6 protein-coding genes are annotated in these 13,080 nt (G+C 36.0%); 2 read left to right on the forward strand and 4 right to left on the reverse strand.

Translation table 11 applies throughout. The features are described from left to right. Nucleotides 1–699: 699 nt before the first annotated feature. Both REI64_RS13780 and REI64_RS13785 read left to right on the forward strand, forming a co-directional pair. Nucleotides 700–2,094 (forward strand): sialate O-acetylesterase, encoded by a 1,395-nt coding sequence (locus REI64_RS13780; protein ID WP_308850718.1) that lies wholly within the window; start codon nt 700–702, stop codon nt 2,092–2,094. Nucleotides 2,095–2,190: 96 nt separating this feature from the next. Further along, nucleotides 2,191–6,324, forward strand: a complete 4,134-nt coding sequence (locus REI64_RS13785) for a two-component regulator propeller domain-containing protein (protein ID WP_308850719.1) — start codon at nt 2,191–2,193, stop codon at nt 6,322–6,324. 30 nt (nt 6,325–6,354) lie between these two features. On the opposite strand, the gene REI64_RS13790 is transcribed toward REI64_RS13785, so the two are convergent. The 4 genes from REI64_RS13790 to REI64_RS13805 are packed head-to-tail and all read right to left on the reverse strand — an operon-like array spanning nt 6,355 to nt 13,067. Next, nucleotides 6,355–7,611: a glycoside hydrolase family 88 protein gene (locus REI64_RS13790; protein WP_308850720.1), complete on the reverse strand. Its 1,257-nt coding sequence runs from the start codon at nt 7,609–7,611 to the stop codon at nt 6,355–6,357. A gap of 19 nt (nt 7,612–7,630) precedes the next feature. Continuing rightward, nucleotides 7,631–8,893, reverse strand: coding sequence for a DUF2264 domain-containing protein (locus REI64_RS13795; protein WP_308850721.1), 1,263 nt, complete (start codon nt 8,891–8,893; stop codon nt 7,631–7,633). Then, a complete protein-coding gene (locus tag REI64_RS13800) occupies nt 8,890–11,589 on the reverse strand; it encodes a glycoside hydrolase family 2 TIM barrel-domain containing protein (protein ID WP_308850722.1) in 2,700 nt (899 codons plus the stop codon). Before REI64_RS13800 ends, REI64_RS13795 begins: the two co-directional genes overlap by 4 nt. Beyond that, on the reverse strand, nt 11,589–13,067 hold the full coding sequence (locus REI64_RS13805; protein WP_308850723.1) for a hypothetical protein: 1,479 nt from the start codon (nt 13,065–13,067) through the stop codon (nt 11,589–11,591). Before REI64_RS13805 ends, REI64_RS13800 begins: the two co-directional genes overlap by 1 nt. Nucleotides 13,068–13,080: the final 13 nt, after the last annotated feature.

Below are 13,080 nucleotides of genomic sequence, written 5' to 3' on the forward strand. Positions count from 1 at the left end.
TCAGCTGGTTAGAGCATCTGACTGTTAATCAGAGGGTCGCTGGTTCGAGCCCAGCAGAGGGAGCTTCAGTGGGCAAGCACGAAAATTCGGTCGCTTGCCTTTTTTTTGCCTTGTAATTTGCTGTTAATCTGATAGATAATCGAAAAAATATATCTGCGTTTAACGGTTCCGGAGGATATTCGAAAAGTGGCGACCTGTTTTTTCAAAGTGGCCATTTTTTTCGGTAAGAGTTCAGCTGATTTCGTTTAAAAGTGTTTATTTGGCTGATTTTAATGTTTTTTAAGGACTATTGGATTCATTTCGGGTGTTTGTCTTTGCTAAGGTTGTATTTTGCCTAGCATCTTAAAATAACTGTGGTGCTTTATATAAGATTTGTTGCGAAGCCAACTTCTCCGATCAGTAAAAATGGGTATCTTAAATTGCCTTTTGCATAGCAAAAGGAATCCTTGACAGCTTGAAAAAAACTAAAGTCTCAATCAGGAAAACAGGTATTACTCGCTAGCAGAATATACTAAGAAATTTGGACAGTTTGGAGCGAAGGAGACTAGCTACTTTTACTGGAATAAACATGAGGAACGAAGGACTGAAAATCCAGAGATTTTTTTTAACAAGTATACAGTTTGTCGGGTATTATTGAATTATTTATCCTGCATCTATCAGAATTAATAGTTATATTTTAGGTGAATTAACCGAATAGAAATGACTAAAACTATCTTTTTTCTAGTATCACTATTATTATTGGGAGTAAATGTTAAAGCAGAAATTAAATTACCCTCAATCTTTAGCAACAACATGGTATTGCAACAACAAGCTGACGTAGCTATTTGGGGTAAAGCAAATAAAGATGCCAAGGTTTATATTGTAACTTCCTGGGATAAGAAAAAATATAGTACAATAGCTGCTAATAATGGTAATTGGAAGCTAAAAATAGCTACACCAACTGCAGGAGGCCCATATGAAATTAGCATCAGCGATGGTAAAGAGTTGATACTTAAAAACGTACTTATAGGCGAAGTATGGGTTTGCTCGGGCCAATCTAATATGGAAATGACATTGCGTGGTAACTCATCACCAATTCTTAATGCAAATCAAATCATACTTAATGCCGAAAACCCTAAAATTAGGTTGTTTACTGTGAAGAGAGCTTCGTCATTAACTGCCGTAGAAGACACAAAAAGCGAATGGAAAGAAACAACTTCTGAAACTGCTAGAGAATTTAGTGCATTGGCGTTTCAGTACGGTCAAATTTTGCAGCAGAAATTGAAAGTTCCCGTGGGCTTAATTTTATCTTCGTTAGGCGGTACAAAAATTCAGTCATGGATGAACGCAGAAAGTTTAAAACCTTTTCCAGAAGTAGAAATAGTAAAAACATTAAACGGATTGGCTTCGCCCCATAAAGAAGCCACGGTATTATATAATGGTATGATTGCTCCAATAGCTGGTTATGGGATAAAAGGTTTTCTGTGGTATCAGGGAGAAAGTAATAGGCATGAACCTGAATTATATGGCAAATTATTTCCTGCAATGGTAGCAGATTGGAGAAAACAATGGGGTTTGGGCGAAATCCCTTTTTATTACGTGCAAATTGCACCTTTTGGATTAGACAGCGAAGGCCGTAGTGGACCTAAATTACGTGAAGCTCAACTTAATGCCATGAAGCTTATTCCAAACTCGGGAATGGCTTGTGCCATTGATGCTGGCATGGAGAAAGATATTCATCCTATGGACAAAACCATTCTTGCGCAACGTTTGGCCTATTGGGCTTTGGCAAAAACCTATAATATAAAAGGAATTGGCTATAACGGACCGGTTTACAATAGTATGAAAATAGAGGGAAACAAGGCCGTATTGACTTTTGATAATGCTCCTTATCTTACATCTTATAAAAAAGACTTAACACTTTTTGAAGTTGCTGGAGCAGATAAGGTTTTTTATCCAGCAGAAGCAAAATTGAGCAAGAATGAGGTTACTGTACAGAGTAGCAAAGTTCAAAATCCAGTGGCTGTTAGGTATGCATTTAAAGAGTGGGTAATGGGCGAATTGTATAATAATGATGGATTACCTGCCTCATCTTTTAGAACAGATAATTGGTAGCTTGTCTTCAGTAGTTTATTTCATTCTGATAAGTTATTGTGTTTACTTTTTTGATTTTAATAAATTACCTTTAAGTGTAAAACTAAACTATAATTGGTGAAATTTTCTTTTATTAAAGTACTGCTTTTTTTTCTGTTCCTGTTTTCATCAATCGGGATATACGCACAGTCTCCCAAAATAAACTTTAAAAATTATTCTATTAACGAAGGTCTGTCTCAAAACACGGTTCTTTGTTTGTTGCAAGACAAATATGGCTTTATTTGGATAGGTACAGAAGATGGTTTAAATAAATTTGATGGTTACGAGTTTACCATTTATAAGCATGATAATGCAGATTCTACCAGTATTAGTCATAACCAAATCAATGCGCTTTATGAAGATACGGATGGAAAAATATGGGTAGCAACATCTAAAGGTCTAAATGTATTTGATAGAGAAAAAGAGACTTTTACAAAGGTGATTTATGCTGATGATAAATCGGATGGTTCAAATTATATCATCTCTATTTATAAGGATAAACGTGGCGATTTTTGGATTGGTAGCTTATTAGATTTAAAACAATATCGACCAAAAGACAAAAAAATAAACAGTTACCGACTTTCTAACGAGAAGCAGACTGAACTGAATAAAGTCAACTATATTTTTGGCGATAAAAAAGGTTTGTTATGGGTAAGCATTGGTAGCGATATTAGGCGCTTTAATCCAGTTACTAAAAAATTCATGGCATTGCCTGCACTTTTGGAGGAGAATAAAACTTTAAGGGGTTCAACCATTCGTGTAATTAAGCAAGATAACTGGGGACGGATTTGGATAGCAACAGAAAATAATGGTGTTTTCCTTTTCAATGAAGCTAAAAATACACTTACCCACCTGCAACATCAACCAAATAATAAGAATAGTCTACCCATCAATATTATTAGGGAAATTTATATTGCCAATGAGAATGAAGTTTGGTTTGGTACACGAGATGGCCTATCGATATATCATCTGTTAAGCCAAACATTTATCAATTATCGTAATGATATTTATGATACCCAATCGTTAAGCCACAATTCTATCAGAGCTATTTTAAAAGATAGAACCGGCAACATTTGGTTGGGTACGTATGCCGGCGGAGTAAATATAATTACCCCTGGTAGTAGTATGTTTTCGCTAATAAAAGAACAGATTGGAAACAAAGCTGGTTTAAGTTATCGGGTGGTTAGTTCTATCATCAACAGTGATAATAATTCGCTTTGGGTAGGCACAGAGGGCGGAGGTTTGAACTTTATAGCGAATGATAATTCATTTTATAAGAGATATCCGTTGTTGGAAAATAGTACTGATGTTTCTGCGAATACAGTAAAATCTTTATTGAACGATGGCAAGAATATTTGGATTGGCACTTTTAAAGGGCTTTGGCATTTAGATAACAATACTAAAAAGTTGACAGGCTATCCTGTTCCGGAGAAAAAAGGTGTTTATTCTTTAGCGAAAACAAAAGAAGGGATATGGATGGGGACCAATGGTGCAGGAATTATCTTGCGGAAGCCAGACGGAAGCTATCAGATTTTTAAGCATGACCCTAAAAATCCTAATAGTATTTGTGGTAATAGCATTACAAAAATTTTAAAAGACGGTAAGGACAATTTATGGATTGGGACAGACAGGGGCTTAAATTATTATAATGGCAAAACCTTTAAGCAATATTTTTATAATGCCAAAGATAGCTTTAGCTTAAGCAGTAGCAGTATTCTTTCTGTTTTTATTGATAGTAAAAATGGAATATGGATAGGCACCAAAGGTGGAGGATTGAACTTTTTTGACGAGAAGAATGGTAAATTCTATAACATTTCTACAAAAAATGGCTTGGGAAATAATGTTGTACAGGCTATACAAGAAGATGATAAAGGGAATTTATGGGTAAGTTCAAACAAAGGTTTGGCAAAAATATCTTTTGATAGAAAGAAACTGCCATTGGCCAATCATAACTATACTATTTTCAATTATTACGTGGAAGATGGTTTGCAAAGCAATCAGTTTTTAACCAATGCTAGCAATAAAAATAGTAAGGGAGAACTTTTTTTTGGTGGTATTAACGGGATAAGTTATTTCAATCCCGAAAAAATTAAAAGTAATAACCATAAACCAACGGTAGTATTTACCGATTTTTTGATTAGAAATAAAGTTGTTGACCTTAAGGAAGAGAATTCGCCATTAACCACAACCATTAACGAAACCAAGGAAATTGTTTTAACCTATGACCAGGCTTTCATCACTCTAAAATTTGCGGCACTTAATTACACTAATCCCAATAAAAACCAATATGCCTATAAATTAGAAGGGTTAACAAACGATGATGAGTGGCATTATGTTGGCAATCAAAGAACGGCCACATACACCAATCTTGATGCAGGAACTTACGTTTTTAAAGTAAAAGCAGCCAATAACGATGGCGTTTGGAACGAGGCTCCCAAAATTTTGAAGATAAAGGTGCTGCCTCCGTGGTGGAAAAGCTGGTGGGCATTTGTTATTTACAGTTTAATTATTGCATTACTGTTATACCTCTACTATTCGTATTCATTAAGAACGGCAAAACTTAAGAACGATTTGGTTTACGAATCGCTCATTAGAGAAAAAGATCAAGAACTTTATCAGCGAAAGCTAAATTTCTTTACCAATATTTCTCACGAGATCAAAACGCCGCTTACGCTCATATTGGCTCCTTTAGAGAAATTGGTTGCGTTTAACGATGGCAATAATAAGATTCAAAATCAGCTGATGCTGATGAAGAGAAATGGCGAAAGATTAACAAGATTAATTAACCAGTTACTCGATTTTAGGAAGTTTGAAAGTGGAAATATGCATTTACAAGCTGCTGAAGGTAACATAGTAAGATTTTTAAGAGAAGTAGTATTAGCTTTTGATTCTTATGCACAATACCTAGAAATTAAATTAAACCTGGAAACCGATAAAAAAAGTATTCGCCTGTATTTTGACAGAGATAAATTCGAGAAAATTCTTTATAACCTTTTATCTAATGCCTTAAAGTTCACTAAAAAAGGCGGCGAAATAATAGTTAAGGTAAAAGAAGAAACTGAGAATGGCTACGCTGTTATAGAAATTATAGACAATGGAATTGGCATAGCTGCTCATCATGTTCCGCATATATTTGATCAATTTAAGCACTATAATGAAGAGGGAGTAAATGCCAGTGGTACAGGTATTGGCTTAGCATTTACGAAGGGGCTTGTAGAATTGCACCACGGTGAAATATATGTTTCTAGTCAAGAGCATAAAGAAAATCAACAAGGTTATACCTGTTTTACCATTAAAATCCCGACAGGGAAAAATCACCTAAAGGAGCATGAGATTATTGCAGATTATAAAGACAGTGAAAATATAGATGGTTATTTTGAACAGCAATCTGAGGCTAAACCTTCTGTTTCTTTAGAAAGTAAGCGGGAATTGATTCTAGAAAAAAATGAAGGCGAAACTCCTGTGATGTTACTGGTAGAAGATAATGCGGATGTAATGGAATTCCTAGTCTCTCATTTTCAAGATAAATTTATTATACACCAGGCTGTAAATGGAAAAGATGGGATAGATAAAGCTTTAGAAATTATGCCTGATATTATCATAAGTGACGTAATGATGCCCATAATGAGTGGCACGACGCTTTGTAATACTTTAAAAAATGATAACCGAACCAGTCATATCCCTATTATTTTGCTTACCGCCAGAACACCAATAATTTACAAGATAGAAGGATTGGAAACTGGTGCCGATGATTACATTACGAAGCCTTTTAGCATTAATATTGTAGAAACCAGGGTTTGGAACTTGCTAGAGCTTCGCCAAAAACTTCGTGAAAGATATAAGAAGGAGGTAACACTACAGCCAAAAAACATTGCCATTACCTCTCCAGATGAGATATTTTTAGAAAAGGTAATGAATTTTATAGAAGCAAATATGACGGAGCCTACACTAAATGTGGAAGAGTTAGGCAAGGAAGTTGCAATGAGTAGGGTGACGTTGTATAGAAAAATTAAAGCGCTTACTAGCCAAACCACCATAGAATTTATCAGGTCGGTTAGGTTAAAAAGAGCTGCACAACTGCTAGAGACACAGAATTACAATGTTAGCGAGGTGGCTTATATGGTTGGGTTTACGGATGTAGATTATTTTAGGAAATGCTTTAAGGAGCAATTTAAACTTACTCCGAAAGAGTTTGGGAATGATAAAAAATAAAAGTACTTGGCTATTTCTTGTTGAAAGGAATTATAACTCGCCAGCATTTAATTTTTTATATCTCAATAAAGCTTCTAAAAAATAGTAATCAGCATATACCAAAGGCGCATTTACTTCGCTATTTTTCTGCATGTGACCTACACTATTTTTCAGGATAAAGTTTCCATTTGTGCCTGGTTTGGCCAAGTATTCTTCACCACCCAGCGTATTAATGATATTTACAGCTGCATTATAATATTTGGCTTTTAGTCTCTTGCTAGAAAAGGTACTTAGCTCAAATAGGGCAGAAGCGGTTAATGCTGCTGCAGAAGCATCCCTAGATACAGGGTTGTTTTTGCTGGGGTCAAATGCCCACTTTGGATGATATCCTGCTTGTCCTACATTAAAGTCCCAAAAAGGAACTTTATCTTCTGGAAGATTTTTATGGTCTAGAAAGAAGTTAGCCATTTTTTGTGCGGTAACTAAAAATCGTTTGTCTTTAGTGTTACGATAAACCGTTGTAAAGCCGTAAATACCCCAGCCTTGCCCACGAGACCATTGAGAATTATCTGAAAAACCTTGCACAGTTTGTTGGTGAAGTACTTCCCCAGTTGATTTATCATAATTGACAAGATGAAACGAACTGTAGTCGGCACGAAGGTGGTTCTTCATTGTAGTTTCTGCATGTTTAATAGCAATATCTTTATAAATAGGGTCTTTGGTATATCTTGATACAAAAAATAACAATTCGAGGTTCATCATGTTATCTATAATAACAGGGAATTCCCAATCTGTTTTTCCATCATTAGATTTGCGTTTATTCCACGATTGGATAGCACCAACAGTAGGAGAGTACCTCGTAATTAATGATTTTGCAGATTGCACCAAAACAGGTAGATAAGCTTCATTTTTTGTAATTCTGTATCCATTTCCATAACTATCAAACATCATAAAACCTATATCATGATGGCTGGTGTTAAATTGGTTTTTTTCAAGTGAAGCAGTCCATTTTTCGGCGGCACTTCTCCATTGCTCATCCTTGGTATACTCATAAACATACCAAAGACTTCCTGGCCAAAAACCTCCTGTCCAATCACTAATAGGAACATATTTTGTTTCTCCATTTGCTGTTGTAGTCCTGGGGTACTGGCTTAAATCTGTCGATTTTTCGAGCATTTTTGAATATTGTGTTTTGGCAACATCAAAAACTTTTTCTAAAAGTGTATTCGGATTTCCATCACTCTTAAAGCAGAAAAAAAATGGTGTTATGAATATAATGGCTAAAAAATAGCTCAATTTTTTGTTCATCGTCATTGCTTGTATGCGTTTAATTTTCTTTATAAGCTTGATCTAAGGTCACGGCGTCTCCTCGCCATATTTTGCGTGATGACCAATCTTCGTTTTTTTCTGTCCAAAAGGGATCTGTAGCAGGTAAACCCAAGACCAAAAATGCCTGAGCACATAAATAAAGGCTTCCAGTAGATACATATCCCTCGCCTAATTGTGGTTGATGCCCAAAAAATCCAATCCTTAACCAGCCTTTGTCATCGAATGTTTGAGGAGCTTCAATCTGTTTTTTTATCACATTGAAAAGGGCGAACCTAACCTGCTGCGGTGTTGTCTTTTTGGGCAATGTTTTCATCAGCGCAATTTTGGATAACAAATGAAATGCCCCAAACCGGTATACTATTGAACGGCCTATTGCAGGGTAAGTAGCTTCTGGAGAAATTAACATCTCTTGGATTTCTGCATAACGTTGTGCCCGTTTTACTTCTACGGCATAGGTTTCATCGTAGTTAATTTTTTGGACAACGTTAGCGTCTTTCATCACTTTTAGCACTTCTATAAACATAGGATGTATGACATAACTATTGTAGTAATCAAAATGAAATTCGGGCCCATCGCCATAAATTCCATCTCCCTTATACCAAGCAAGGTGCTGTCTTACCGCATAGTCAACACGGGTCATGTCACATTCTCCTTCAAACTTTAATAGGGCTGCTTCTATCATGGCACTGAATAGTAACCAGTTGTTGAAGCCAGGAGTAACCGATCTTGTAGCTTTAAAGGAGAGTAGTACGTTCTTTTTAGTTTGTTCATCAAGTGGCTCCCAAAGCTGATTAGGCGCTCTCAAAAGTGCTTCGGCTAAAAAGGCTGCATCTACCAATGGTTGCCTGCCTTCACTAAAATTCATATAATCTGCCGCATTTTCATCTGTTGCATTTTTAATACAGATAAGTGCAAGGTTTGTGTATTTCTTCCGAAGTTTTCCTTCTTCGGTTTTGTCTTCACCAAGCTCAATCCACGGAGCCATGCCTGCCATTAAACGTCCAAAACCTTCTAAATGAGTATAGTTTTTGGTGTCTTCCGACTTAAATTCTACGGGCATATTCTTTTTTAATTCATTCTTGCTAAGATTGGTTAAAATAGGGTCTGCCATTTTCAGCATTACATCTACCATGTATTTTCGTTGTTTGGCAGGAGTTTCTTCAGCAATTTTTTGAGCAAAGGTATAGGTGCTTAAAAAAATGGATAGGGTTAGTGCAAGACCTAATTTGCCGTTAACTTTAAAAGTGGCTATGTTTATCATCTTATTTTTCTCAATTGAATTCCGTTTAAAATAGCTTCTCCTTTTATAGGGTTAAAATCTATCGCTATTCCCTGCTTGTCTCTAACGTTCACTCTTGTTTTAACAGATATGGCTCTTTCTGGTTCCAAATCTTCCAAGTTGTTAAAACCTTTCAGAAAATCTATATCGTTTATCTTAATGTCAAAAATTCTTTCCCTAAATTCATCATCATTGCTCTTGTCGGTACTTAAATTGTAGGCTAACTCTTCTCTTTTAACCTTTGAGAGCAATTCAGCAAAGTGTAGATATACTTCATAATCGCCATTTGGTACATCAAACTTAAACTGTTTAATACCTGTTCGTTGTGTTTCAAAAATCGGGTCTAGGTCTGTACCCAAAATGTTTTTGTCGGAACCATAGCTATGTCTGCCCTTTTTTGCCATTTTGAAGACGTTACCACCAATATATCCCCAAGATCCAGGTTGATATTCTTGTTCTGGCAACCACACCTCGTGGTTAATCTCATCATAGAAAAAGCGATTATCTCCCAAACTGATACTCATTTGCTGGAAAGGAAGTGTTTTGCTGTTAAGATTTTGAGATAATAGCTTAAAGTTGATATCAGCCTGATCTGAAATTTCGGTATCGTTTAACGTTGACAGTGCAACCAGTCTGTTTATTCCATTACTAAAAGGTACATTAAAAGAAGCTATGCCGTCTTTTGCTTCGGCACTGCCAATAATTTTACCATTTAATTTAAGGGTAATGTTTTTTTGGTTGGTAAATATTTGAACGGGTTGTACACAAGTTAAATTATCATCTGATATTGCAAAACCAGTTCTCAAATTCCATTCTTTTGAGCCTATTTGAAGGTAAGGTATTTTAAGCAGGTTGGCCTGATAGAAACGATAGGCATCCTTTGGTTTTCGGTCGAGTGTTAAAATACCTTTATTGTTGATATGGGGAACAGCTTCAGCTCTCTCTTCCGAATTAAATTCGGCCAAATTCCAAATCATCCCGGCAGCAACAAATGGTCGTTCGTTTATTGCTTTAAGATAAGCCTGATGGTAGATGGTGGTATATTCTACCGTTTTATCGAACCTTACAGGATTAAAATCATGTAATCGATTGTCTGCATCGGCACCATATTCTGTTACCAATAGTGGTTTGTTTGGTAAAAATTTTCTGTGCTGATCAAGAAAGTCTCCAAAGCCTGCGAGATTTGCACCATACCAGCCATGATATAAATTCCAGCCGACTAGTTTGGGTATCGAGGTAAGCTGTACTTTCCTGTAAAGATCAAAATTTCCATGGTTGGGAATGAGCGTGTAACGGTAAGGATCTTCTTCACGGGTAATATCCTCTAATTCTTGCGCTAATTTGGTAATGGCATTAAAATACTTTTCTTGTTCAGCAGAATCCTTTTCATATCTAGGTCTTAGTAAAATCTCATTCATGTAAGCCCAAATAATTAGGCTTGGATGATTGTAATTTTGCCTGATCATTTCCAAATGCATTTGATGCGCATTTTTAGAAAAAGCTTCAGTTTCTGTAATTCTGTTTACCAATGGTGTTTCTACAGAAGCTAAAATCCCCAGTCTATCGCAAGCTTCGAGTATAGCAGGGTCTTGAGGATAATGCGCAATGCGGAGAAAATTACCGCCCATTTCCTTTAAAAGCTCAACATCACGTATGTGCATGGCATCACTAAGTGCGTTGCCTTTATTTTTAAAATCTTGATGACGGCTTGCGCCGATAAGTTTTACAGGTTTTCCGTTTAAAAGGAAGCCTTTTTCCGAATCAAAATTGAACCACCTAAACCCTAATGGATTACTGATTTCGTCTATTTGTGAATTTGTTTCGGTGTCGGTAAGGGTAGAAATTACCTGATATAAATAGGGATTTTCTATAGACCATAATATGGGATTGCTGATGCTTTTAAAATCCTGATTGAAATTTATTTTTTGCTTTGGGCCTGTTTTGAAATTCTTACTTTGTGATGCGACAATTGTACCATCCGCATTTAAAATGGTATGCGTAACGGATATGTTTTTTTCAGTATTTGTGTTATTGATAAAGGACCCTTTAACATTTACAGATGCCTTAGAAGTATTGACGGTAGGTGTGGTGATAAAAACTCCGTTAGAGGCGTAGTTGTCCATATCAAAATGCACCTTGTTCAAAGCTTTTAGATGCACATCTCTATATAGGCCTCCAAAAAATGTAAAATCTGCAGAAAGAGGAGCAATGTCTTCACTGTGTGAGTTGTCTACACGAACCATGATTTGGTTAGCTGCGTTCCCTTTTTCTACGAATTTTAAATGCTCATTTATTTTGAAATTGAAGAAGTTATAGCCCCCAATGTGTTTACCAATTGATTTGCCATTGATAAACACTTCGGCAACTTGTGCAGCACCTTCAAAATAGATGTAAATGTCTTTGTCTTTCCAATCTGAGGGTATAAAGATTGATTTTTTATACCACCCAGCACCACGGTAATAACCAGGTTCATCGTCCATCACATCTAAAGTATTCCAGCTATGTGGTACAGAAACTTGTTCCCAAGTTACATTATCTTGATTTGGTTTGATATCTCCCTTATGGAAATTCCAATTACTGTTTATGGTTTTAGAAAGTCTATTTTGTGCAAGTAAATGAGGAGAAATGCCAAAAGAAACCAGTAGTAAAATTAATGCACAACAAGTTGTTCTTTTCATTATTTAGTAAGTTTATCAAAGTAATTTATTAACTCATATCTGTTGATATTGAGTTGCTTCATTTTCTCTGCCAATGGCAAATAGATATTATAGTTATTATCGAAAAGCCCCTTGTTTGCATCTGTATTTGATAGTTCTGCCTTGCCATTTGTTGGGTCGTTGTCTTGGTATTTGAACCAATGCCAGCCCACACAGTTTTTAGATTCTAATAAAGCCATGCAAAAGTTTTGATAGAAATTTCCACGGTCTTCCTGTGTTTTAACCTGCCAACCCGCACCAGAAATATTAGGTAAGCCAGAGTCCATTCCTTTGGTGTAAAATTCGGTTACAATAAATGGTTTTCCCGACCATTTAGACCAGTTGCTCATGTTTACTTTTGATGGTGTCCAGGAGCCATAATAATTGATTGAAATAATATCTAGGTATTTGCCTGCCACCTTCATAAATGCTGGTACGCTCTTTTCTCCAGAATAAAACCTACTGCCAATGTAAAGATGGTTCGGGTCGTACTTTTTAATGGCTTTAGCAACTATAGACAAGTATCTTTCGCCCACAAAGGCCAAAAATTCTTCTTGATGCTGTTTTGTAATTTGGGTTTCATCTATACCTTTTTCCTCAATCCATTTTTTAGCAGCAAGATATCCATAGTCGTTTTTATCCTTTAAATCTAGATAGCCTTTTAAGTTATTTATATTAAGAGGCATTTCGTTGTCAGAGAAGTAACCGAATAAATTTGGGTCATTTTTGTATTTGGATAACTGTTTAGCATGTTCATCACAAAATGCCTCAAAACCAGGGTCAAATGCAAAAATTACTCCCCCTGGATAACCAGTATGACCAGGTACGCTATAAGTGCCACCACGTTTTTTTCCGTAAGCCGACATGAAATTCCAATTGATGGTATAAGTTAATGGACGAGAAGATTTTAGGTTTTCTTTTATAAATAAATCATGTTCAGACCAGGAACCTATGCCATTAAAACCAAGTGCTAATAGTTGCTGTTGGGTATTTGAAATCCACTCTTCATCATTTTTAAATTTGCCTTTAAATTCCTTGATGTTGTTTTGTGATTTGCCTTTGTTGATGCTATTTACCGATACATTGATACCAGCATAACCTTCTGGGTCTATGATCCACCAGCGACCATCAATTTTTTCAGTCCTGAAAAAGCCTGACGCATTATATTTCTTCACCAACTGACTACCGTATTTATTAAAGTTGGCTTCTTTTAATGGAGCGAAATCTTTGGTGTTGTCTATAATTCTGGTTTCGTAGGGTTTCCAATCAGAGAATTTTGAACTTCCAGAAGCATCTTTACTTCTGGTTTTTGCATCTATATAAATAGATTGATAATTGCCACTTTGCTGCGCTAACAAAATGTAGGGGTAAAGAAATAAGGACATCAGTATTAACGCAAATGGGCTCCAATTCCTTTTCTTAATGGCAACAACAAATCTTACAAAACGGATGATATACATGAGGTAATTATAT

The sequence above is a fragment of the Pedobacter sp. genome (assembly GCF_031119335.1).
GTDB lineage: Bacteria > Bacteroidota > Bacteroidia > Sphingobacteriales > Sphingobacteriaceae > Pedobacter.

Bases quoted from the DNA above. Each gene is read 5' to 3' on its own strand.
- REI64_RS13780 (WP_308850718.1), top strand. From the start codon at position 700: ATGACTAAAACTATCTTTTTTCTAGTATCACTATTATTATTGGGAGTA.
- REI64_RS13790 (WP_308850720.1), bottom strand. From the start codon at position 7,611: ATGAACAAAAAATTGAGCTATTTTTTAGCCATTATATTCATAACACCA.
- REI64_RS13795 (WP_308850721.1), bottom strand. From the start codon at position 8,893: ATGATAAACATAGCCACTTTTAAAGTTAACGGCAAATTAGGTCTTGCA.
- REI64_RS13800 (WP_308850722.1), bottom strand. From the start codon at position 11,589: ATGAAAAGAACAACTTGTTGTGCATTAATTTTACTACTGGTTTCTTTT.
- REI64_RS13805 (WP_308850723.1), bottom strand. From the start codon at position 13,067: ATGTATATCATCCGTTTTGTAAGATTTGTTGTTGCCATTAAGAAAAGG.